This is a genomic window from Salipiger sp. 1_MG-2023 (assembly GCF_030547555.1).
GTDB lineage: Bacteria > Pseudomonadota > Alphaproteobacteria > Rhodobacterales > Rhodobacteraceae > Salipiger.
In genome coordinates this window covers 13204-36658 of record NZ_JAUOQN010000041.1, presented here as the reverse complement: position 1 = coordinate 36658, position 23455 = coordinate 13204, and the positions used below count along the sequence as shown (strand labels likewise).

At 65.7% G+C, this 23455-nt stretch carries 14 protein-coding genes and 1 pseudogene; 5 read left to right on the top strand and 10 right to left on the bottom strand.

From position 1 onward, the window contains the following. Positions 1-358: 358 nt before the first annotated feature. The 4 genes from Q4543_RS17235 to Q4543_RS17220 all read left to right on the top strand — a co-directional run bounded on the left by Q4543_RS17235 (position 359) and on the right by Q4543_RS17220 (position 6910). The gene (locus Q4543_RS17235; RefSeq protein WP_303440332.1) at positions 359-4438 is read left to right on the top strand and encodes a calcium-binding protein; all 4080 of its coding nucleotides are present in this window, start codon (positions 359-361) and stop codon (positions 4436-4438) included. 166 nt (positions 4439-4604) lie between these two features. After that, on the top strand, positions 4605-5306 hold the full coding sequence (locus Q4543_RS17230; protein ID WP_303440329.1) for a hypothetical protein: 702 nt from the start codon (positions 4605-4607) through the stop codon (positions 5304-5306). Between the two features lie 27 nt (positions 5307-5333). Then, entirely contained in the window at positions 5334-6596 is a 1263-nt protein-coding gene (locus tag Q4543_RS17225; RefSeq protein WP_303440327.1) for a RyR domain-containing protein, read from the top strand. Beyond that, positions 6578-6910, top strand: coding sequence for a hypothetical protein (locus Q4543_RS17220; protein ID WP_303440324.1), 333 nt, complete (start codon positions 6578-6580; stop codon positions 6908-6910). The genes Q4543_RS17225 and Q4543_RS17220 overlap by 19 nt, the downstream gene beginning before the upstream one ends. A gap of 451 nt (positions 6911-7361) precedes the next feature. Here Q4543_RS17220 and Q4543_RS17215 read toward each other — a convergent pair whose 3' ends face one another. The 5 genes from Q4543_RS17215 to Q4543_RS17195 are packed head-to-tail and all read right to left on the bottom strand — an operon-like array spanning position 7362 to position 13925. Next, positions 7362-8666, bottom strand: coding sequence for a sigma-54 dependent transcriptional regulator (locus Q4543_RS17215; protein WP_303440321.1), 1305 nt, complete (start codon positions 8664-8666; stop codon positions 7362-7364). Continuing rightward, complete coding sequence (locus tag Q4543_RS17210) at positions 8663-10456, bottom strand: ATP-binding protein (protein ID WP_303440318.1); 1794 nt, start codon at positions 10454-10456, stop codon at positions 8663-8665. The genes Q4543_RS17215 and Q4543_RS17210 overlap by 4 nt, the downstream gene beginning before the upstream one ends. Next, on the bottom strand, positions 10456-10827 hold the full coding sequence (locus Q4543_RS17205; RefSeq protein WP_303440315.1) for a DUF1850 domain-containing protein: 372 nt from the start codon (positions 10825-10827) through the stop codon (positions 10456-10458). The genes Q4543_RS17210 and Q4543_RS17205 overlap by 1 nt, the downstream gene beginning before the upstream one ends. Then, positions 10824-12920, bottom strand: a complete 2097-nt coding sequence (locus tag Q4543_RS17200) for a TRAP transporter permease (RefSeq protein ID WP_216003297.1) — start codon at positions 12918-12920, stop codon at positions 10824-10826. Before Q4543_RS17200 ends, Q4543_RS17205 begins: the two co-directional genes overlap by 4 nt. Before the next feature lie 57 nt (positions 12921-12977). Next, entirely contained in the window at positions 12978-13925 is a 948-nt protein-coding gene (locus tag Q4543_RS17195) for a TAXI family TRAP transporter solute-binding subunit (RefSeq protein WP_303440310.1), read from the bottom strand. A gap of 374 nt (positions 13926-14299) precedes the next feature. On the opposite strand from Q4543_RS17195, the pseudogene Q4543_RS17190 reads away from it, so the two are divergent. Further along, positions 14300-15097: pseudogene (locus tag Q4543_RS17190) on the top strand (hypothetical protein). A gap of 337 nt (positions 15098-15434) precedes the next feature. Here the strand turns inward: Q4543_RS17190 and Q4543_RS17185 are convergent. From Q4543_RS17185 to Q4543_RS17165, 5 genes are all read right to left on the bottom strand, one after another. After that, complete coding sequence (locus tag Q4543_RS17185) at positions 15435-17480, bottom strand: acyltransferase family protein (protein WP_303440308.1); 2046 nt, start codon at positions 17478-17480, stop codon at positions 15435-15437. Between the two features lie 285 nt (positions 17481-17765). Beyond that, positions 17766-18542 carry a transglutaminase family protein gene (locus tag Q4543_RS17180; protein WP_303440305.1) on the bottom strand — a complete coding sequence of 259 codons (777 nt, stop codon included), beginning with the start codon at positions 18540-18542 and terminating at the stop codon, positions 17766-17768. A 314-nt stretch (positions 18543-18856) separates the two neighbouring features. After that, positions 18857-20515 carry a thiamine pyrophosphate-dependent enzyme gene (locus Q4543_RS17175; protein ID WP_303440302.1) on the bottom strand — a complete coding sequence of 553 codons (1659 nt, stop codon included), beginning with the start codon at positions 20513-20515 and terminating at the stop codon, positions 18857-18859. A 208-nt stretch (positions 20516-20723) separates the two neighbouring features. Continuing rightward, positions 20724-21629, bottom strand: a complete 906-nt coding sequence (locus Q4543_RS17170; protein WP_303440299.1) for a 5-dehydro-4-deoxyglucarate dehydratase — start codon at positions 21627-21629, stop codon at positions 20724-20726. Positions 21630-21726: 97 nt separating this feature from the next. Then, on the bottom strand, positions 21727-23256 hold the full coding sequence (locus Q4543_RS17165) for an aldehyde dehydrogenase (NADP(+)) (RefSeq protein ID WP_303440298.1): 1530 nt from the start codon (positions 23254-23256) through the stop codon (positions 21727-21729). Positions 23257-23455: the final 199 nt, after the last annotated feature.

Genomic DNA, 23455 nt, shown 5'->3' with positions numbered 1-23455 from the left:
CCGCCCTCGATCATCGCCCCGGCTGAATGATCCAGACCTGCGTGAGTTCAGGAAGACGCTGCTCGTCCGGTCCAAGTTCGTCAGCGGACCAGTTTACCGTCTTGCCCATGCAAGCAGGTGCTGCCGGTCGAGGGATCGCCAGAGTTCCACGGCACCTTGGCGCCGTCCTGTCGACGGGCAATGACAGATCTCGCGTCAAAGCCACATCGCGACGAGGAAATAGACAAGTAAGGAAATAGCAACATTGACCAGACCATAATCTGGCAACCATAAGTAATGACGAGTCATTTCTCGGTGACATCCATCACGTATCGCTCGTGAAGGCGACGCCACGATCAGGAATTTGAAGGAATACCTTTTGCCTAGCACTTATGGAACCGACGCAGCCGAGCTTATTGTGGGTTCGGATCTTGACGACAGCCTTTTCGGCCTGGCCGGTGATGACACCTTGCAAGGCCTGACCGGCGATGACCTTCTGGAGGGGGGCGCCGGCAATGACAGCCTGTCTGGGGGTGGCGGCAACGACACGCTGGCCAGCGGTTATGGCGCCGACACGCTTGATGGCGGAGCGGGTGATGACCTGCTTATTGCGGAGCGGCCCATTGCCTATGGTGGCCCCCGCCTATTCATCGGCGGCGAAGGTGAAGACACGCTGTCAATGGATCATTACCGGCTGCAGCAGTTGGATCTTGGTGTCGGAACGGACATCGAGGCGGTGCATTTTGAGTCCAATATACTGTATGGCACCGAAGGATCGGACATGCTGGACATCAGCGGTGTGCGCGATCTGGTGACATGGTACTACAACAGGTTCGAAAACGCCGGGGAGCTCAGCGTCTACCTGTATGACGGTGACGACACCTTCTTTGCAAGTAGCGCTGATGATCGCATTGACGGTGGGTCGGGGAACGACAGCATTAATGGCGGCGCCGGTTTCGATCGGATATTCGGCGACGATGGCGACGACACGCTGCTGGGTGGCGCGGGTGTCGATGTCCTTTATGGCGGCGAGGGGAATGACAGCCTTGCGGGCGGCGATGGCAGCGACCAGCTTTATGACGGCAGTGGCCTTGATACGCTCGACGGCGGCGCGGGCGACGATGTGATTCATCTGACCGGCGGATCGGTTGGATCGCCCTCAGGCGTGGTGCTGCAGGGGGGCGATGGCACCGACTCCCTGTCACTGGGGTACGGGTCGTCCGACCGATTGACTGTCGACTGGCTGGATCTGGATCCTTCCATGGGGATCGAGGCGCTTCACTCGTCGGTCGATATCGACGGAACGGCTGCGGACAACCTGTTCGATTTCAGCGCCCTGCAGCAGGTGGCTGTGCGCTCGATGTCCCTGCTGGCAGGGGATGACACCTTTCTGGGGCAATCGGCGGATGACAGCGTTGATGGCGGCGAGGGGGACGATTTCCTGTCTGCTGGCGCCGGGGATGACGCCCTGTCCGGCGGCGCAGGGCAGGACACGTTGGAAGGCGGAGACGGAGATGACTCCCTGAATGGGCAAGGCGGCGCGGATCTGCTGATCGGGGGCAATGGCAACGATACGTTCGAAAGCAGCGCCGGGGGCGACACCTATTCCGGCGGCGCCGGCGACGATGTGTTCCATGTCTCGACGGCGCATCTGACAGAGGACAGTGTCTTTTACGGCTCAGAGGGCAACGACAGCATCTATCTGGACGACGGCCAGATCTTTTGGCTGGATCTTTCGGCAGAGCAGGGCATCGAATGGATGGCAACCAGCCCGACCTTGATGCGCCTTGAGGGGACAGATGCCTCGGACCTGATCGACTTGTCCGGCCTGTCCACCCTGATCGCGGGAGACGGAGACATTGTCCTTCACGCCGGAGATGACAGTTTCGCGGGCCTCGCGCAGGAAAACGGCTACCACAATCGATTGATCGACGACTTCGTTGATGGCGGTGCCGGTAACGACAGCATCCGCGGCAACTTCGGGGCGGACACCCTTCTGGGGATGGACGGCAATGATACCCTGCATGGCGGCGTGGGTGCGGACAGCCTTGTTGGTGGGCAGGGCGATGACAGCCTCGATGGCGATGCGGGGATGGACACGTTGTCCGGCGGCGATGGCAATGACAGCCTGAATGGTGGCGACGGTGCGGATACACTGGATGGGGGCGACGGTGACGACACCCTGCTCGGCGGTCTTGGCGCAGACCTGATGACAAGCGGCGCTGGCGCGGACAGTCTTGATGGCGGCGAGGGTGACGACACTGTCTTCGGCTCCGATGGCGCGGACACGATCACCGGCGCAGACGGGCGCGATCTGATCGACTATTATAGCTCTGCCGAAGGTATCAACGTCGATTTCGCCGCGGGCACGTCTTCGGGCGGGCTGGCCGAAGGGGACATCCTGTCGGAACTCGAGGATGTGCTGGCCAGCGAATATGCGGATTTGGTCGGCGGCAATGACGACGACAACGCCTTTGTGGGCTTCGGCGGTTCCGATGTGCTTATGGGCCGTGGGGGCGATGACGTGCTGACCGGGGGCGAGGGCAACGACACCCTCGAAGGTGGCGAGGGAGGCGATGCCCTGAGCGGCGGCAACGGGGTGGACGCGCTGGTTTACAGCGCCGACAGCACCGGGGTTTACGTCGACTTGCGCGAAAACGTCGTGCGGGGCGGCGAAGCGGAAGGCGATACCATCGCGGGATTCGAGGATGTCACCGGCGGGGCCGGAAATGACACCATCGAAGGGGACGGCTTCAGGAACGTGCTGGTCGGAAACGCCGGCGACGACCAGTTGTCGGGCTTTGCCGGCAATGACTTCCTTGAGGGCGGATCGGGTGATGACCTGCTTGACGGCGGCGCGCAGAATGACACGATCTTCGGCGGTGACGGCAACGATACAGTCTACGCTGGCAACGGACGGGATCACGTTTTTCTGGGCAACGGGGCTGACCTGTTCACCGACGCGGCGCAACAGGGTGAATTCGGCGCGGACACGGTCTGGGGCGGCGACGGAGCGGATACCATCAATGGTGCTGGCGGCGCCGATCTGCTGCGCGGCGAAGACGGCAATGATGTCATTGCGGGCGGACAAGACAGCGACACTCTTCAAGGTGGCGACGGCGATGACATGCTTGACGGCGGCACGCAGGGCGACGTGCTCTGGGGCGAAGCCGGAGACGACACGCTGCACGGCGGCGGTGGCAATGACAGCCTGAGCGGCGGCTTCGGCGCCGACGCGCTTTCGGGCGGCAGCGCGCATGATCGCATCTGGGGCGACGAGGGCGATGACACGATCTGGGGCGGCGACGGTCGCGACAGGTCGTTCCTTGGTACCGGGCACGATGTCTATTCCGACACCGAGCAGTCCACCGCTGATGGCGCCGACACCGTCTGGGGCGGGGCTGGCAATGACACCATCTCGACCGGCGGAGGGGTAGACCTTGTCCACGGCGAGCTTGGAAATGACAGTCTGAATGGCGGAACCGGCAACGATGCCCTGTACGGAGAAGCGGGGGCCGATACGCTGATCGGCGGCGATGGGGCCGACCTGTTGGAAGGGGGATCAGAGGCCGACCTGCTGATTGCGGGCGGCTGGAATGACACCGTGCGCGGCGGCTTCGGCACCGACACGGCATGGCTCGGACAGGGCAATGATCTTTACACCGACACGTCCCAGACTGGGGTTTATGGCCAGGACACCGTCTGGGGCGGGAACGGCAACGACACGATCAACGGCGGCGGCGGCGACGATCTGCTGCTGGGTCAGGCGGGCCGGGATTCCCTTGTCGGCGCCGACGGCGACGATCTGCTGCGCGGCGGCGTGGATCTCGACACTCTGGTTGGCGGCAACGGCAGCGATACCCTGCATGGCGAGGGGGGCAATGATCGCGTCGAAGGCGGCAATGGTGACGACAGCCTGACCGGCGGCAACGGCAACGATGTGCTGCGCGGCGGCGTGGGTTCCGACATGCTGCTCGGCGGCAGCGGCAGCGATACGCTATATGGCGAGGGGGGCAATGATCGCATCGAAGGCGGCAATGGCACCGATCTTGCGTTTCTTGGCGCGGGCAACGATCTGTATACCGACTCCACGCAAGGCGGCGCCTTTGGGGCCGATACAGTCTGGGGCGGGGCTGGCAACGACACGCTGAACGGCGGCGGCGGTGACGACAGCCTGACTGGTGGCAACGGCAACGACCGGATCCTGGGCGGGACTGGCGACGATACGCTGAACGGCGGCGGCGGGGCGGATGTCTTCGTGTTCACGACCGGGTCCGGGGCGGACCTCATCGCAGGTTTCGAGCTTGCGAATGATCAATTGGAATTCTGGATGGACCCGCGCGATATCCTCGCCGAAGAGCAGGCTGACTCGGTGTTGTTGTTCTGGGAAGATGGTTCGGTGTTGATCGAAGGCCTGAGCCTGAGCGACCTCGAGGACGTGCGGGCCGATTTCTTCTGAAAACCCTCGGGCGGGGCGGCCTCAGAAAAGGCTAGTGCTGCCCCGCCGTTTCACTAAGATTAGGGGCATGGGTCGCGATGTAGATGCAACATCGGGCGGTTTCCGTCCTGGTGAGTGAACATGACATTGCGTCGGTGCAAAAGACGTGGGCCCGGATCATGACGTCATGAGATTTCGCCGTGGCCTCTCCGTCGCGCTGCCGACGGCTCTGGTGTTCCTCACCGTCGCTTTCGGGATCGCGGGATGGAGCGGGGTTCACCGGGATGCGGCGGGTGCCCCCATGTGGGGGCACGTCCTTTACAACACGATTCTCGCCTTCTTCGGAGACGGGTCCTATCTTCCGGGGCCTGCGAACGCCGCTGCAAATAATCCATGGATCCAGACGGCCCGGTTCACCGGGCTCGCGGCGACGATTTCGGCCTTGCTCGCCATCGTGGCCACCCTGCTGAGGGACACGCTGACGCGAATGCTTGCCGGGTTCCGGCGCGCTCATACTGTTGTCGTCGGCGTTTCGGATTTTGCCGTCGATCACGCGGCGCATACTGCGCGCACGACGGCCTTCGACACGACGGAGAAGCTGGAACGACAAAGCGCAAACCGCAGTGACCTTCGCGTGTTGCGCATCCCCGACGGAATGCGTGGGGGAACAGCGACGGGCTGGAGCCTGGGGCGACCTGCCAGGGTCGTCTTTGGCGACAGGGATTCGATGATCAATGTCGAGCGCGCGCGAAACTGGCTTGGCACAACCAAGGCCCGCCGCCGCAGGAACCTGCGCCTGACATTGCGGGTCGAGGACAAATCCGTGGCGCGCGACCTCGGCCTGCTGACGCCGGATCTGGCCCATGCATCGCTGATTTCCCGCTCTTAAACCATTGCACGCTCGCTGGTGACAGGCATGGCGCCGACGGCGCTGGCGGCGATGCGCGGGCAAGACCGGGTGCATATCGTGCTGGTCGGACTGGGAAGCGTCAATCTTGCCGTTGCCGAAGAGATCGTCCTGCGCTGTCACGACCCGCCGCAAAAGGCGCCGATGCTCACCGTGGTCGATTGCGATCCCGCCAGAGCGGAAGCACGGCTGAGAGTTGAACGTCCCGACCCTCTCAATCCGGATTTCGGCCCTGATGGGCCATGCATTCTCTTTTTCGGAATGGATGCGATGCAATGCTGCGCCGCGGCCGTCGCGAATGCCTTGTTCGAGGTCGAGCGCAACACGCCGCTGACGGCTATCGTCGTGTCGACCGGCGATGACACCTGCAACGTCGGCATCGCGATGCGCCTGCGCCAGCTTCAGATCGAACGCCTGGGACTGCGGGCGCCCATCTACCTGCGGCACGGGTTGCTGGCCCATGTCGCTCCGGAAGAGGTTTCCGACCTGACGGCAGGCATCGTACGGTTCGGTGGCCGTTTCCTTGACGATGCCGACAAGGCGCTTGAACATTTGCACCACGATCTGGCGCGCCGCGTCCACGAGACCTCGCGCAATGCCCCGGATGTCGTGCCGAGCCCCAAGAACGCATGGCCTGCCCTTTCCGAGACGGCGCGCCGCGCCAGCTATCGGGCGGCTCTTTCGGCGATCGAGCTGTTCTATGCGGCCGGGCTTGCGCCGCCGCCCGGTGCCGGCATTGCAGGGCTGCGGCTGGCCTCTGCGGCGGGCAATGCCGTGCTTGGGAACACGCAATTGATCGATACGCTGTCGATGGCCGAGCATGGCCGCTGGTGCGCGGAGCGCCGAACAGATGGCTATTGCCACGCACCGGTGCGCGACACCGAGCACAAGCGTCACCCGCTGATCGTGCCCTTTGCCGAACTGCCCGATGACCAGCGCGCCAAGGACAGGCGAAACGTCAAGGAAGCGCTGACATTCTCGATGCAGTTGCATGAGACCGCCCCGCGTCAGCCGTGCTGGCGGATGCAGCTGCGTATCGGCGTCATCGGCCCGCTGGCGACAGAGGCGGTCGATCTCGGCGCGGCGCTGGACACGATCCTTAAGCGGCGGCCCGGTGCCGAGGCTTGTGATCTGGAGATTCTGACGCCCAATGCGCCGGGATTCGACCGGCTGGCCACCGTCGAACTGGCCGCGCGCTGGTTCGACCGGACGGGTCGCACCCTGCGCATTCTGGCGATGCCAGCCCGGGAACGATGGACAGAATCGCGCTAAAGCAGCTCGCGGCGAAGGGCGCTGACGTAAACACCGCCTGCGCATCGCTCAAGCGGCAGACGGCAGCCCTCGAAGCCCTGCGCGACAAAGGTCACAGTGTGCGCAGGATGGACCTGCGCCCGCTCGATGTTTCGGATACGGAGCTGCAGGCGGATCCGGCGGCCTATCTCGCCAATATCGCGCGCGCGCAGGACAGGCTGCTCGATCTTGCGGATGAGATGATCTTCGCAGGTTCGGGCGAAACCGCGGACTGGACCATGCGGGCCATCCAGAGATGGCGCGCGCGCGGACACCAACCGATCATCGCCCGCTAAGGCGCGCGGCTATCGCGCCACCGTTGGCTGTATCACGAAAATCATTCCGGCCGCGACGGCGACCCCATTGATCACCGACAAGTTCGGCCAGACCAGCGCCGCGGCACTGAGCTGGAGGAGCGCTTGAGTGCACCGACCCAGTGAAAACCTGCTCATGCTACAAGGGAAACGTAGCGATGGGTAAGACGATAGACGACCCTGAAAGCCGCCACATCCTGCCCTCGGGACATCTCGCAGGTTACACCAGCTTGACCGACGCGATTGACCCTTTCGCGCTGCTATCAACGAAAGATCGTGTCGCTGTCTGCGGTATGTGCGTGATCAGGTCTTTTCCGGGTCACACCCGCCATATCGTGGCAATGCGTTTGAAACGATGCTGAAAGCCTCATTCGGTTACGCTGCGGGCAGCGCCAATGAAAGGGCCCAACGGCAAGCCTTCAGCGCGCAGGGCTCAGACGCGGATCCCGTAGCGGCTGATCTTGTCGTTCAGCGTGCGCCGGGCAATACCGAGCGCCTTTGCGGTGCGCTCGGTATTGCCGCGGCAGCGCTCGAGCGTGAGGCGGATCTCGCGCGCCTCAAAGGCAGCGACCCGCTCAGCGAGGCCTTCCGGCTCGGTGAGCGGGGCGGCGGTGTCCTCGGGGATGTCAATCCCAAGGGCAAAGCGCTCGGCCAAAGCCTTGAGCTCGCGCACGTTGCCGGGCCAGGGACGGCGCAGCAGGCGCTGTTTCAGCGCGTAGGACGGCTGCGGCATCTCGCGCCCGTAGCGTGCTGCGGCAAGCCCGGCGTAATGGCTGAACAGCAGCACGATGTCGTCGCCGAGCGCGCGCAGCGGCTCGACCGCGATCTCGGTCCCGGCGAGGCGGTAAAAGAGATCGGCGCGGAAGCTGCCGTCAAGGGTAAGCGGGCGCAGGTCGGCCTTGGACGTGGCGATGATGCGCAGATCGAGCGGGCGCAGCCGGTTCTCGCCCAGCCGTTCCACCATGCGCTCCTGCAGCGCGCGCAGCAGCTTGGGCTGGATGGCGGGTGGCATGGCCTCGACCTCGTCGAGCATCAGCGTCCCGCCCGAGGCTGCCTCGAGCTTGCCCGGCTTGTCCTGCGCGCCCGGAAAGGCGCCCGCAACATGGCCGAAGATCTCGATCTCGAACAGGCTCTCGGGCAGCGCGGCGCAGTTCACCGCGACGAAGGGTCCGGCGGCGCGGGCGCTGGCCTCGTGCAGCGCGTGGGCGACGAGCTCCTTGCCGGTGCCGGTCTCGCCGGTGATCACCACGTCAAGATCGGTAGGGCCGATGGCGGCGATGCGCGCGCGCAGGGCAGACATCGCAGCCGATTGCCCCAGCAGCCCGCCCTCGTCGCGGCGGGCGATGCGGTCCTGCAACCGGCCGATCTCTGCGCGCGCGGCGCGGCTGCGCAGGCTGCGCTCGATCACGCTCAGAAGGTGCATGCCGTCATAGGGCTTTTCGAGGAAATCCTCGGCCCCGCCGCGCATCGCCTGTACCGCTTGCGCCAGATCGCCATGACCCGAGATCAGCACCACCGGGCAGTCTGGATCGCGCTCGCGCGCCGCCTCAAGCAGCGCTTGGCCATCCATTCCGGGCATGCGCAGGTCGGTCAGGATAAGGTCGGGACGGCTGGTTGCCGCCAGCGCCTCGCTGCCGCCAGCGAAGGGCTCGGCGCGGTAGCCGGCGGCCTCGATCAGATCGCAAAGCGCAAGACGGTGGTCCCGGTCGTCCTCGACCACGTGGATCAGCGGGATCATTCGGCGGCCTCCTGCGTGTCGTCACTTGCCAGCTGCGGCAGGATCACCGACACCTCGGCTCCCTTGCCGGGGGCCGAGCGGATGTCGAGCCGCCCGCCGAACTGCTGGACCACCTCGAAGCTGATCGCAAGCCCGAGGCCGAGTTTCTCGCCGCCGACCTTGGTCGAGAAGAAGGGCTCTGTGATCCGCGGCAGCACGTCGGGGGCAATGCCGGGGCCGTTGTCGCTTACCAGCAGGACAACCTCATCGCTGCGGCTCTCGATCGACAGCGTCACCTCGCCGTGGCCCGGCTCGACAGCCTCGATGGCATTGTGCAGCAGATTCACCAGCACCTGTTCGAGCCGGGCCTGACCGGCTTTTACCACCGGGTCGATTCCCGGCGACACAAAGCGCAATTGCACGCCCACCGCATCGGCGCGCGGCTCGGCCAGCGCCAGCGCCGAGCGGGCGACACTGGCCACCGCAACCGACGATAGCGGCGCCGCTTCACGGCGCGAGAAATTCTTCAGATGCTTGGTCATCCGCTGCATCCGGCGGATCAGTCCGCGCGCCGATTGCAGCCGTGCGGCGGTCTGCTCCGGCGCACGTGATAGCCCGAACTCGGCGGCGGTCAGCGTCGCCTCCATCGCGGCAAGCGGCTGGCTCACCTCGTGGACGATGGCGGCGGACATGCGCCCAAGCGCGGCCATCTTCTCGGAATGCACCAGCGTCGCCTGCGTGGCGCGCAGATCGTCCTCGACCTGACGGCGCGCATCTATCTCGCGCGCAAGCTCAGCGGTACGCTGGCGCACCTTGCGCTCCATCACTTCGGTCTGGCGCAGGCGCAGCGCGATGAGCCGCTGGCGGTGACGTCGCATCTCGGCCAGTCCGAGTCCGAGCAGCCCGGCCAGCAGCACCAGCGCAGTGGTGGCCATGGCGGCCCCGCGCGCCGGCCAGATCGGCGTGGCAGCAAGCAGCCGCCAGCCGTTCTCGAACGGCGTGCCGCGCAGCGTGGTGGCGCGGCGCCCGCCGTCGATCGGCAGCTCCGAGCCCTTGGGCAGAAGTGGCTCGGCAGCCCTGAGATCGGCCGCGACATAAAGCTGCGAGGATGCGATCCGGGCAAGGGCGTCTTCGGGCAGCGGCCTCAGCGGCCTGTAGCGCCAGCCCGCGATCGAGGAGAGAAACACCACCTCGTCCTTGTCGGTGACGGCGATATGTTGGCCAGTCTCGGCCCAGGCCCGTTCCAGCGGTCGCAGATCGATCTTCACCACCATCACCCCTTGCACCCCAAGGCCGGGGTCATCGACGCGGGCCGAGATGAAGTAGCCCGGCTCGCCGGTCGTCACGCCGATGGCGTAGACAGCGCCATTGCCGGTGACGCGGGCATCGGTGAAATAGGGGCGAAAGCTGTAGTCGTGGCCAACGTAGCTGTCAGGCTCGTTCCAATTCGACGAGGCGATGGTCACCCCGGCATCGTTCAGCAGATAAAGCCGCCCCGAGCCGGTCTGCGTGGCGATCTTCTCGAGATAGCGGTTGGCGGCGTCGATCGCCACCGGGTCCGCCGGATTGTCGAGGGCGCTGTGGATGCGTGCATCCTCGCCGGCGACGCGCGGCAGGTAGCGGAAACGGTCGAATTCGGCTTGCAGGGCGCGGTGGCTGACCAGAAGCCCCTGTTCCAGCCCGTGCCGCAGTTCGGCCATCACCAGTTGCCAGGCCAGCGCGCCACAGAGCAGCGCCCCGAGGCTCACCAGCAACAGACGCAGCCGCCAGACAGCGCGGATGCGGGGCAAAAGGGCGCGGTGCGGGGACATCAGCCTGCGTCAGGGCAAGGGGCAAGTTGCACCGGCTGTCTCGGGCTTGCGCCAAGTTCGGTGCACTCCTTGGCGCAAACGGTCCATGCCGAGGGGGTCTTGCCGGATGCGGCAAGGCTCAGCGTCGGCACCGGCGGCAGATCCGGCGCCCAGACCCACCAGCCGTTCTCGAAATGGCCGCCTGCGCCGGGCTCCATGCCCGCGCCCGAGCCTTTGACCGCCGCCTCGGTGAGGTGGAGGCGACGGTCTTCGGTAACTTCCCATGTCTCGCGCCATTGCTCGCGCTCGACTGAGTGGGTCCACTCCAGCGTGAAGCTGCTGCCCTCGGCAAGGGCGAGCATCATCGCCCCCGCCATCAGGCAGCCGGTCATGCCGACACCGGGGCCTTGCGCCGCCACAGCAGCAGTCCGAAGACCACCACAAGGGCAAAGCCGATCTCGTCGGTGATCGGCAGCGCCGCGACGAGCGTGAAGGCAGCGACCACGGCAATGATCCGCTCCCAGATCGCCAGCGGACGACCCAGCCAGCCGATGACGCAGGCACCCCAGAGCGCAAGCGCGATCAGCGCCTTCAGCACGATGTAGGCAACCGCAGGCCAGTAGCCGATGGCTTCCGCCAGCGCGCCGCCGTCCTGCAGCATCAGGGCGGGGGTGTAGACCGCCATGAAGGGCACCACGAAACCGGCCGCCGCGACCTTGATGGCTTCGAAGCTGATCCTGAGCCCGCTTTCCTTGGCAATGGGCGCGGCGGCAAAGCAGGCCAGCGCGACCGGCGGCGTCAGGTCGGCGAGAATGCCGAAGTAGAACACGAACATGTGGCTGACGATCAGCGGCACGCCGAGTTCCAGCAGCGCCGGGCCGGCGATCGACGAGGTGATGATGTAGTTCGGGATCGTCGGGATGCCCATGCCAAGGATGATGCAGGTGAACATGGTCAGCACGAGGCTCAGGAACAGGCTGTTCTGGCCCACCGAAACGATGAACTGGCCAAAGGCGTTGGCCCCGCCGGTCAGGGTCATGACGCCGATGATTACGCCAACGAGGGCGCAGGCGATGCCGACCGGCACAGCCGTCTTGGCGCCATCGGCGAGGCTGTCGCGGCAGACCGCAAGCGTCGCGCGGCCGCCCTTGAACGCGGCGCAGGCGGCGATGAGCAGGGCGACAACCAGCAGGATGGCGTGGATGCCGAACTTGAAGAAGGCCGAGGCGCAAAGGCCGAGGACGATCCAGAAGACCACCCGCACCGCCATCGACGGCAGGCCCATGGCGATGGCCGTCCCAAGGATCAGCATGCCGGTAAGGGCAAGCCCGATGGTGCCCGCAAAGAGCGGCGTATACCCCGAGAACAGCAGCCAGACCAGCACGGCCAGCGGTAGGATCAGGTACCAGCCTTCCTTCAGGGCCTTGCGCGCCGAAGGCATCTCTTCGGCCGAGAGACCGCGCAGGTCACGCTTGCCTGCCTCGAGGTGCACCATCCAGAAGGCACCGGCGAAGTAGAGGATCGCCGGAACCAGCGCAGCCCTGACCACTTCGATGTATTGCACGCCAAGCGTCTCGGCCATGATGAAGGCGACGGCCCCCATCACCGGCGGCATGATCTGTCCGCCCATCGACGCTGTCGCCTCGACGCCGCCAGCAAAGGCGGATCGGTAGCCGAAGCGCTTCATCAGCGGGATGGTGAACTGGCCGGTGGTGACGACGTTGGCCACGCCCGAGCCCGAGATCGTGCCCATCAGTCCCGAGGACAGAACCGACACCTTGGCGGCGCCGCCCATGCGGTGCCCGACGAGCCCAAGCGAGACGTCGGTGAAAAGCTTGATCATCCCCGCCTTCTCGAGGAACGAGCCGAACAGGATGAAGAGAAAGATATAGGTCGCCGAGACATAGGTGGGGATGCCGTAGATCCCCTCGGTGCCATAGGCGATCTGTTCCACCACCTGTTCAAAGGCGTAGCCACGGTGGTTGAACGGCGAAGGCAGATACTGCCCGAACAGCGCATAGGCTAGGAACAGGCCGCAGATGATCGGCAGGGCCGGGCCCATGAGCATCCAGGCGGCGACGAAGACCGTAAAGATCGCAACACAGCCAAAGACGAGGTCGGCGGTGTTGGGGTCACCGGCGCGGAACAGCAGCGGCGTGTATTCGATCCACTGGTAGGCGGCGACGGCGACACCGGCGGCGGCGAGCAACCAGCAAAACGTCCGCAGCGGTGTCTTAAAGCCGCGGCCGAGCGCCAGCAGCGGGAAGCCGAGCGCCAGCAGGAAGCCGACGTGCACCGCGCGCATCACCTGGCTGGGCAGGTCGATGACGTGGGCGGCGATGGAAATCTGATAGAGTGAGAAGGCCACTGCCAACCAGAAGAGAAAGCGCCCGGTCAGGCTCTGCGGAAAGCTCGAGGCCAGCGGGTCGTGCAGTTCGGCCAGTTCCTCGGCCCGGCCGTGCTCAGCCGCATTTTGTCCGGTCATGTCGTCCTCCTGTCGTGCAAGCCGCCCGGCCGAAGCCGGGCCGCCGCACTGGGCTGCTTAAAGCAGGCCCTGTTCCTTGTAGTACTTCTCGGCGCCCGGATGCATCGGAATCGGCGAGTTCTTGATCGCGTTCTGAATGTCGATGGCGCCCGCAGCCGCATGCGCCGCCTTGAGCTGGTCGAGGTTTTCGAACAGCAGCTTGGTCATCTGGTAGGCCAGCTCGTCGGACACGTCGCTGCTGGTCACCAGAATGTTGGTGATCGTCAGCGTCGAGATGTCCTCGTCCTGACCCGGGTAGGTGCCTGCCGGGATGATGCCTGCCGCGTAGGGCGCACCAAGTTTACCGGCCACGTCCTCGGGGATCGACACGTAGGTGACGTCCTGCGTCGACGACAGGTCCTTCAGAGCCGCCGAGCCGAGGCCCGAGCTTTGCAGGGTGGCGTCAAGCTGGCGGTTCTTCATCAGTTCGACCGATTCCGCGAAGGGCAGGTATTCGACCTTTCCCAGATCGTCGTAGGTCATGTCGAGCGCGCCGAGGATCTTGCGGGCGTTGACCTCGGTGCCGGACTTTGCGGCGCCGACCGAGACCGACTTACCAGCCAGTTCCGCCGCGGTGATCACGCCGGCGTCGGCCGAGGCAGCGATCTGGATGTAGTTCGGGTAGATCGCGGCGATGCTGCGCAGCTTGTCGAGGGGCTTGGAGAAGCCAACTTCGGCGTTGCCCTCATAGGCGTCCTTTACAGAGTCGCCGAGCGCGAAGCCGATTTCGCCGCGGCCCTGCTGTAGCAGGTTCAGGTTCTCGACCGACGCCTTGGTCGATTGCACCTGCGCGCGCGCGTCAGGGATATTCTTGGCATAGATGTCGGCAATTGCAACGCCGAGCGGGTAGTACACGCCCGAGGTGCCGCCGGTGAGCACGTTGACAAATTCGGTAGCCATCGCAGCGGGTGCGGTGACGGCGAGGCTGCCGGCGATCAATGCGCCGAGCCCGAAGGTTCTGATCATGGTTGTCCTCCCAGACATCAGTTGCGCGCCAGAGGTCTGACCGATCCTGACGCGACGTGCGCGAACCATGGGCAAGCTGGCGGCTCTGAGCAAGATGGGAGAAGGTGGAAAATGAAACTATATCGCAGATTCCCGCCCCTGCCCGGGCAGATCTCCGCCCGAGCAGGTTCAGGGATGGCGCCTGCCTCCGCCGCAGCCGGTCTCAGGGGGGGGGCAGCGCCTTCGGGATCTGTGTAGCGCCTCGCCGCCGCTTCCCGTGGGACCGGCGCGTCGAGTCGGCTGTCAGCGCCCTTCCGGTGGGAAGGCAGATTGGCCGTTTTGCATAAATCCCGTCAGGGAGTCACTGCGTGAAGCCAGCAAGACAGCTGGAAGGCATGAGCCGTTGGCCCCTCACGGCATACAGAACCACGCAGTGGGCGTCTTGCAATCACCGCTTGAAGCAGCGCGGTTCGTTGGCGATCCCTTGACCGGCAGCACTTGCTTACATGTGTGAGAGGTTGCTTTGAGCCTGAGATGACCTTGGCCACCGCCGCCGACCGGCAGGCGTGCTCGCCAATGCAAGTTCAGCGATGCCGCGATCCAGAGCTTTCTGACCACTGCCCGACAGGGTATTCCAAAGGAATGTCCCGAGAGCGGATGAAGAAACGCCTGAGGTTCGGGCTGTCCACGGCCCGGCAGGAGATTTGCATGGCAAATCTGCCGATAGGGGAGATCACAACGGGCAACGGTTGTGACGCCGCGATGTTACCCGAGTTCCTGGCCAAGATCGCACCTCATCAGTGACGACAGGCGGTAAATGCCATGATGAAATCGGCGCATGCGGCGCTCACGCGGCCCTTCCGCCGCGCAAGACTGCCAAGCCGTGGCAGCCTATTAGCAGCGATCGCTCGAAAGGAAACCATCAATGCCTCACGATACCTGAGGCGCGCACTCTGGCGACGTTGGAGCCGATGCCCACGCCGAAGCCGCGTCGAGACCAAACCTGTCGTGACATTGCTTTGCAATGCGCGTCCTGCGTCCTAGTCCCTCAGTGGAGGCTCTGCCGGGAACGGATGGGATAACGCCTCAGGGCACGGGACTTCAACCGCTAGGCAGCGGACATCCAGATCCGTATCGCCGCGCTCAAGCGCTATTCTGCGCTTGGCATAGCTGTCGCCGTGCCCGCGGGCTAAATCCCTCTGAAGAAAGGGAAAGAACACCCTTCACCCGATTTGTGCGACAAAGCCCCTCCCGCGTGCTAAACTCCCGGCGAAGGGTAGCGTCGTCAGGGCGGAACTGGAGACGGACATCGCGGTCGAATTTCGGCGTTTGGCTCTTGCGCTGCCCCGAGGCTGGCGGCCTCAAGATGGCTCGCCGACCCGTCATAGCCATCACATCCGGGCAGACTTTCGTCAACGAACCCGTTCGGTTTGGTCTCGCGGTGGATCGTCGCGTTCAGGCGCTGCAGTCCGCAGAGCATCTTCGCCAGCCTCCAACGCGCGATCTTCTGCCGGATCGGGGCTCCGTTGCTTACGGATCGTGATCCAGCCCCTCTGCGATCAGGTCGGACAGCGCGTAGGCCGTGGCGGCTGTCAGGTGCATCCGGTCCACCCGCGTCAGTTGGCGCGAGGCAAACAGCGGGCATTTGCCATGCGCGCAGAACCAGTCGCGCGTCGGGACATAGGTGACGTTGTCGAAGGTGTCCGCCACCGCCGATTCCGCCTCTGCCTTGGCCTTGTGGCGCGCCGAAACCGGCACCACGCAGCTTTCGGGCGGCGAGAAGCGCGTGGCGCAGTCGGCGGGGCTGGCGCCCCAGGGCGGGTCTTGCAGCACAACCAGCTGCTCGACCTCTGCGAGGCGGGAAAAGGTCCGCTCTGCCCCGAGCTTCCAGAGTTCGGCGGCGGTGTCGAGTTCCTGCCCCGTAAAGGTCAGCGCCGATTCCGAGGCCGACAAGAAGACGATCGAGGGTTTCAGCGCGTCGAGAAAGGCGAACATTTCGGCGCGCCGCTGTTTGCAGGCCTCGCGAAAGCCGGGGGTCGCGTGGGCGTCGGTCACGTCGGTATCAAACAGCGAGCAATTGGAATAGGCCAGCGCCGCCACGTCCCAGCCCCTGTCCTGCCCGATGGCGGAAATCGCCGGCACCCAGCTGGCGGCGATGGAATCGCCGATCACCGCCACGGGGGTGTCGCCATGGGTATAACGACAGACCCGCCGCGGTGCCTTCCACAGCGGGTTCTGGCGACAGGCGAACATCGCATCGGCGAAATCCGCGTCGGACAGCTGCGCGAGCTGCGGCGTGATGCCTCCGGGCCAGCGCTGCGCGGCCAGCGCGTCGCCGATATCCTGCTGGCGTTCTTCCTGCGACATCGCCTTGTCCACCGTAGCGAAGTCGACCGGTCGATCCAGCAGCTTCATCCACGGCCCCGCCGAGCGCACAGCGGCGTGGCCCTGCAGCTGAACGATGGACAGCCCCGCAATGGCTCCCAGCACCGCGACCCCCAGCGCCAGCTCGGCGGGGCGCGTCCAGCGCCCCTGCCCCGGCCTCAGGAAGCGGCTGTCGAGCACCGCGCGCTCGACGTAGCGATAGCTGAGCCACGACAGCCCAAGCATCAGCGGCAGCGTGACCAGCGCCACGACCAGCCCCGTGCCGAACTGCGCCTGCGCCAGCACCAGAACCGGGAAATGCCACAGATACAGGCTGTAAGAGATATCGCCCAGCCAGCGCGACAGCGGGTTGCCCAGCACCGAACGCGGCCCCGCCGGGGCGTCAGCGCCCAGAACCAGCACCGCGCCAATCACCGCCGGCAGCACCGCCGGCACCGGGATGATCCACGATGCGCCGAGCAGGATGGCAGAGCCAAGGATCAGCCCCAGACCGCAATACCTCCCCCAGCGACGCAGGCGCGGGCCAAGCCGCCACGGCCCGGCCATCGCCAGCAGCGCCCCGGCCAGCAGTTCCCACGCGCGCACGCCGGTGTCGAAATAGGCCATGGCGGGCGCGCCGATGGACCGATACAGCCCCCAGCCAAGGCTCGCCGCCGCCAACAGCGCCACAAGCCCGATGCGCAGGCCCCGCCCGCCCGGCAGCAGCATCACCCCAAGCAGCAGGATCGGCCAGAGCGCATAGAACTGTTCTTCGATCGACAGCGACCAGTAATGCTGAAACGGCGAGACCGCCGCATCATGCGACAGGTAATCGGTCCCCAGCGCCATGAAATGGATATTGGCGACGAAGCCGATGGCGCTCAGCCCGTCCAGCAACACCTGCACGGCGCGCGGCGGAAACCACAGCACGAAGGCCGCCAGCACCGTCACCGCCGCCACCAAAAGCGCCACCGGCAGGATCCGCCGCACCCGCTTGGCGTAAAAGCCAAGGATCGACACCGTGCCGGTCGCCTCGATCTCGCGCAGAAGATGCGCGGTGATCAGGTATCCCGATATGACAAAGAAGACATCGACGCCGACAAACCCACCGGACGGAAAGCCGAAGACATGGTCGAGCACCACCAGAACCACCGCAAGCGCGCGTAGCCCCTGAATGTCACTGCGCAAGCGACCGCGATCCGGCGCCATCATCGCGCAAGGATCTCTTTGCCGGCGCGCCACGGCGCGGGGCCTGTTGTCGGCGGTCGTGTTGCGGCACCTAGAAAAAAACCACGCAGGCGCCCGGTACCGTACATGCCTGTACTCCTACCCGGTTCGAATGCAGAGGCCACCGCCACGGCGCAACCTGCACCCCAAGACTGGCGCGAGCCATTCCGTACCTTGGATGCTGCGACGAAATGGTTAACAGGTCAACGATTCCACCGCTCACGGAGGCGGCGCTCGGCGACATCCCGCCTTTGGGTGCCGCGTGTCTTTCTACGCCGCCTTGACCTTAACCGAGAGCGAGACCAGCTCGGCAGGCCCGACGGAATCCATGAAGGCGATGTCATAAGCGTCACGGCCCACGGCGATCAGCGCGGTATCATCGGCCGAGGCCATGCCGGTCGCATCGACGAGATGCCAGCCGTCGCTGAGCCAGACCTCGGCCACGGCGTGAAAATCCGAAGGCGTCACGCCGGGGCTGTAGACCGCCGCCATCCGCGCCGGAATCCCGGCGGCCCGCACCATCGAACACATCAGATGCGCGTAATCCCGGCACACGCCCTCGCGCCCGGCAAAGGTTTCCAGCACATTGGTGTCCGCATCCGAGGCGCCGGGCACATAGGTCAGCTCTGCCTCGATCCACTCGCGGATCGCCGCCACCTTGGCACCGCCCGAACGGTCACCAAAGCGCTTGGCAACAAAGGCGGTGAATTTGTCCGACTGACAATAGCGCGACGGGCGCAGGTAGGGCGCGACATCGCCGGGAATGCGGTGCAGCGGCACCTGTTCCAGTGCAGATGGATCAAGCGGCGGGCGGTCGATCGCAACCAGCGCCTTGTAGCTAAGGGTCATGTCCTTGCCGGGGATGCGCGCCCAGATCCGCTCGCCAATGCCGGAATCGCCGTCGAACCGGTGCAGCTCGGCATCGCCCAGATCAAGATGCGCCTCGAGCACCCGCTGACCGGGGCTTTTCGCGGCCTCGAAGGCAAGCAACAGCGTGTCGGGCTTGGCAAAGCGGTAGTGCATGTCGACGTCGATGCGGATCTGCATGAATGAACCTCTGGCTGCGCAAATTGGCTGCGCAAGGGCAACGCTCACGGGCCAGAGGCGTTCCGTCGTGCAACAGGTTTCAGCGCGGAGTGATACCCCGGAAACCGCCCCTCTGCAAACCTGTCAATCTTCGCTCCGCCGCACGGTAGATCTGGATCAGCCGAGCCACTCGCGCGGCTGGGGCGGCAGCGGTCCCCCCGGCGGTGATCGCCCCCATGACAAGGCCGGGCGTGGCCTTGTCGCAGCCGCCCATCAGCACCGGCGCGCAGAGCGCCGCCTGTCGGAGGCCTTGGTCATCGGCCCCTCCGTAACGCCTAATCGCCGCGCAACCGGCTAACCGTCGTGCGGGTGGAGATCTGTTCGGGATCAGTCATCAGCTCGATCACCGTCGGCCCGTCATGGTCAAAGGCGCGCAGCAGCGCGGGCTTGAACTGCGCGGTTTGCGTCACGCGGATATGCACCGCGCCCAGACCTTCGCTGATACGGCCAATATCCATGGTGACGATGTCGGTGCCCGAGATCCGCTCCGGGTGCTCGCGCTCCTGATGCATGCGGATGGTGCCATAGGTGCCGTTGTTGAACACCAGCACGACGGGCCGCCCGCCATGCTGCACGGCTGTCGCGATCTCCATGCCCGACATCATGAAGCCGCCGTCGCCGACAAAGGCGATGGCCTGACGCGCCGGAACCTGCAACGAGGCGGCAACCGCCGCGGGCACCGCATAGCCCATCGACCCGCAGGTCGAGCCGATCTGCCGTCCGGGCCGCGCGTAGCGCAGAAAACGCTGCGCCCAGCCGGTGTGGTTGCCCGCATCCAGCGTGATCACCGCATCGGCGGGGACCAGTTCGCGCATCTCGGCCATGGCTTGCCCCATGTCCAGCGGGTAGTCATGCGGCGGCGGTTCGCAATCCGCCAGATAGTCCGCCCGCAGCGCCGCCGCCCAATCCGCATCCGAAGGGGCCGTCGGCTGCGCACACAGCGCCTCAAGCGCGGCATCGGGGCCGGACACCGCCGAGAGCGTCGGCGAATAGACCCGGCCAATCTCGTTCGCATCGACGTGGATATGCACCAGCGTCTGCGCCGGGGTCGGCACCGACAGCGTGGCATAGGTCTTGGTGGTGATCTCACCCAGCCTTGCGCCGATGACCAGCAGCAGGTCGGCCTCGGCCAGCCGCTTGACCAAGGACGGCGCCACCCCGGTGCCAAAATCGCCGACATAGGCGCCCGCGTGGTTGTCGATCAGATCCTGCCGCCGAAAGCTTGTGGCGACCGGCAGGTTGTTGGCCGTGGCAAAGCGCTGCAACGCTGCGGCGCCCGCATCGCTCCAGCCAGACCCACCGGCCAGCAGCAACGGGCGCTGCGCCTGCGACAGCGCGGCCATCACGGCGGCGGCGTCCTGCGGCGACAAGGCCGGAACGCTTGGCGCGTAGGGGCGGGCGTCGGGCACCTCGACCACATCGGTCAGCATGTCCTCGGGCAGCGCCAGAACCACCGGGCCGGGCCGCCCCGAGGTGGCAACGCGAAAGGCGCGGGCGATGTATTCGGGGATGCGCGCGGCGCTGTCGATCTGCGCCGCCCACTTGGCGACGGGCGCGAACATCTGGCGATAGTCGATTTCCTGAAAGCTTTCGCGGTCCATGGTTTGGCGCCCGACCTGCCCCACCAGCAAGATCATCGGGGTCGAATCCTGATAGGCGATATGCACGCCGACCGCCGCCTGACAGGCGCCGGGGCCCCGGGTGACCATGCAGATGCCGGGCGTGCCGGTGAGCTTGCCATAGGCCTCGGCCATGTCGGCGGCGCCTGCCTCGTGCCGCGCATTATACAGCGTGAAACGCTCGCGCACGTCATGCAGCGCGTCGAGCACCTCTAGGTAGCTCTCGCCCGGCACGCAATAGGCGCAGTCGGCGCCGTGGATCAGCAGCTGGTCCACAAGCACCTGTCCGCCGGTGCGCTTTGCGATCTTTGTCATGGTTGTCCTCCCAGAATGTGCCGTTTTGGTTGCTCTCAGGGCAAGGCGATGCGGTCAGGCCCTCGGCGAAGGCGCGGATCGTGCCGGGCCGGTGCCGCGCGCCTGTCATCGGCCTCGTTGCGACGGACGCGCCGCAGAGCGAACGTCTCTGTCCGGGCCCGCATGTCGGGGCGTGCGGGCCTAGACAGGGCAACGGGACCAATTGGCATCAGCTACGGCCCTTGATCAGCGCGCGCATCATCTCGACCTCTTCGCCGCTCAGGTCGGTGAGCGGTGCGCGCACATGGCCGGTCTCGAAACCGCGCAGCGCGACGCCGGCCTTGATGGCCGAAACTGCATAGCCCGACTTGCGGTCGCGGATGGCGGCAAAGGGATAGTAGAATTCGCGCAGCAGCTGCTCGCATTTCGCGTCATCCCCGGCCAGAAACGCACCGTGGAATTCCAGCGCGGTCTCGGGCACGAAGTTGAACACCGCCGAGGAATAGGTCGGCATGCCCGCGCCGCGATAGGCCTGCGCGAACAGCTCATGCGTCGGCATACCGCCGATATAGGACAGCCGGTCGCCAAGCCGCACGGTGACGCGGCGCACGATGTCGATGTCGCCGGTGCCATCCTTGAAGCCGATGAGGTTAGGGCAGTCTTCGGCGAGCTGTTCCAGCGTCTCGGCCGACACCTGTGCCTGCCCGCGGTTGTAAACAATGACCCCCATGTTGGTGGATTTGCAGACCGCGCGGATGCGGTTGGCCACGCCGTCCTGTGGCCCCTCGGTCAGGTAATGCGGCAGCAGCAGAATACCGTCGCCCCCGGCAGCCTCGATCTCGCGGGCGAGATCGCAGGCCATGCGCACCCCGTAGCCGCAGCCCGCGATGACCGGCGCGTCCCCGGCAACCGCGCGGGCAACGCGCACCACGTCGACGATCTCTTCTGGCGTGAGCGAGAACATCTCGCCGGTGCCGCCAGCGACGATCAGCCCGGCCACCTTATGCGGCTTGAGCCATTCCAGATGCGACTGAAACGGCTTGGGCGCAAAGCGGTCCTCGGCATCGAAGGGGGTCACCGGAAAGGACAAAAGCCCGTGGCGGATGATCTCGCGCAGCGCGTCGGGTGCGATCATGGTGTGTGTCTCCTCACTCTTTGTGTCGTGTCCGCATGTCGCGGGATCTTGTCTGGCGGGTGCCGGGCGGGTCCGTGCAAGGGCCGCCCCCGGCCCGCTATTGCCAGCCGGCAGGCATCAGCGCGTCCGGCAGGTTCTGGTAGCTCACCGGGCGCTGGAAGCGGCGGATCGCCATGGTGCCAACCGAGGTGGCGCCGAAATTGGTCGAGGCCGGGTAGGGCCCGCCGTGCACCATGGTGTCGCAAACCTCGACCCCGGTGGGGAAGCCATTGGCCAGCACCCGGCCCGCCTTGCGTTCCAGCACCGGCAGCAGCGCGCGCGCATCGGCGCTGTCGCCCGCGTCCATGTGCAGCGTCGCGGTAAGCTGACCTTCGAACCCCTTGGCAAGCGCCACCATCTGTTCAGGGCCGCTGACCCGGATCACCAGTCCAAGCGGGCCAAAGACTTCCGCGCCAAGCGTGTGGTCCTGCAGGTAGCTGGCGGCGTCGGTCTGATAGAGGTTGGGTCTGGCGCTGCGCCCGTCCTGCGCGGTGGTGAGCAGCGGCGTGACGGTGTTGCGCCCGTCAAAGCGCGCCTTGCCATCGCGGTAAGCCTTGGCGATGCCATCGGTCAGCATCACCTGCGCGGGGGCATCCGTCAGCGCCTCGACCGCCGCAGCAACAAAGGCGTCGCCGTCGGGGCCAGTTGCGATCACCGCGATGCCGGGGTTGGTGCAGAACTGGCCAGCCCCCATGGTCAGCGAGCCCGCCCAGCCCTTGCCGATCTCGGCGCCGCGGGCCTTGGCAGCCTGCGGCAGGATGAACATCGGATTGACCGAGCCCAGCTCACCAAAGAACGGAATCGGCTCTGGCCGCTGCGCGCACAGATCGAACAGCGCGCGCCCTCCGCCGAGCGAGCCGGTAAAGCCCACCGCCTTGATCAGCGGGTGCTGCACCAGCGCGGTGCCCACGTCACGTTTGCCGCCCTGCACAAGGCTGAAGACGCCGCCCGGCAGGCCGCAGATCTCGATGGCGGCCTTGATCGCCTCGGCCACGATCTCGCCGGTGCCGGGGTGGGCCGAGTGGCCCTTGACCACGACAGGGCAGCCCGCCGCCAGCGCCGAGGCGGTGTCACCCCCGGCGGTGGAAAAGGCCAGCGGGAAGTTCGAGGCGCCAAACACCGCCACCGGGCCGATCGGGCGCTGCATCAGCTTGATGTCGGGGCGCGGCAGCGGCGCACGGTCGGGCAGCGCCGCGTCATGGCGACGGTCAAGGCAATCGCCAGCGCGGATATGGCTGGCAAACAGCCGAAGCTGGCCGGTGGTACGGCCACGCTCGCCCTGAAGCCGCGCTTCGGGCAGGCCGGTTTCCTGCGTACCGATCTGGGTGATCTCGGCGCCGCGGGCGTCGATCTGCTCGGCGATGGTCTCAAGGAAACGGGCGCGGGTCTCGACATCGCTGTAGCCATAGCTCCAGAACGCCGCTTCGGCGGCCTCGACCGCCGCGTTCACCAGCGCCGGTGTGCCGATGGCAAACTCATGCGCCATGCCCTGAGCGGGGTCCGAACGGAAGGTTGCCTCTGCCGCAACCCACTCTCCTGCGATCAAGTGCCTGCCGTGCGGAACAAAGCCGTTTGTCGTGCCGTCCATTGTCTGAACCTCCTGTTGCTGCGCGGCTGGGTGGCCTGCCCTGCCACGCCTGTTTCGCGCGCCGCCACCGCAAAGCGCGGGCGGAATCGGGCCGCAGCCGCCGTGTCACGGGACTTGTCATGTACTAATATTTTAGTTTATCAGTATGGTCAACCGGTCCGCAGATGCGGTTAATTGTCCGTCAGCAGGGAGAAGACTT

Excerpts from the sequence above, each read along its gene's own strand:
- Q4543_RS17170 (WP_303440299.1), bottom strand. The coding sequence starts at position 21,629 with ATGATCGCACCCGACGCGCTGCGCGAGATCATCCGCCACGGGCTTTTG.
- Q4543_RS17175 (WP_303440302.1), bottom strand. The coding sequence starts at position 20,515 with ATGACAAAGATCGCAAAGCGCACCGGCGGACAGGTGCTTGTGGACCAG.
- Q4543_RS17180 (WP_303440305.1), bottom strand. The coding sequence starts at position 18,542 with ATGCAGATCCGCATCGACGTCGACATGCACTACCGCTTTGCCAAGCCC.
- Q4543_RS17215 (WP_303440321.1), bottom strand. The coding sequence starts at position 8,666 with ATGATCCCGCTGATCCACGTGGTCGAGGACGACCGGGACCACCGTCTT.
- Q4543_RS17220 (WP_303440324.1), top strand. The coding sequence starts at position 6,578 with ATGGACAGAATCGCGCTAAAGCAGCTCGCGGCGAAGGGCGCTGACGTA.
- Q4543_RS17200 (WP_216003297.1), bottom strand. The coding sequence starts at position 12,920 with ATGACCGGACAAAATGCGGCTGAGCACGGCCGGGCCGAGGAACTGGCC.
- Q4543_RS17230 (WP_303440329.1), top strand. The coding sequence starts at position 4,605 with ATGAGATTTCGCCGTGGCCTCTCCGTCGCGCTGCCGACGGCTCTGGTG.
- Q4543_RS17165 (WP_303440298.1), bottom strand. The coding sequence starts at position 23,256 with ATGGACGGCACGACAAACGGCTTTGTTCCGCACGGCAGGCACTTGATC.
- Q4543_RS17210 (WP_303440318.1), bottom strand. The coding sequence starts at position 10,456 with ATGTCCCCGCACCGCGCCCTTTTGCCCCGCATCCGCGCTGTCTGGCGG.
- Q4543_RS17195 (WP_303440310.1), bottom strand. The coding sequence starts at position 13,925 with ATGATCAGAACCTTCGGGCTCGGCGCATTGATCGCCGGCAGCCTCGCC.
- Q4543_RS17185 (WP_303440308.1), bottom strand. The coding sequence starts at position 17,480 with ATGATGGCGCCGGATCGCGGTCGCTTGCGCAGTGACATTCAGGGGCTA.
- Q4543_RS17225 (WP_303440327.1), top strand. The coding sequence starts at position 5,334 with ATGGCGCCGACGGCGCTGGCGGCGATGCGCGGGCAAGACCGGGTGCAT.
- Q4543_RS17205 (WP_303440315.1), bottom strand. The coding sequence starts at position 10,827 with ATGACCGGCTGCCTGATGGCGGGGGCGATGATGCTCGCCCTTGCCGAG.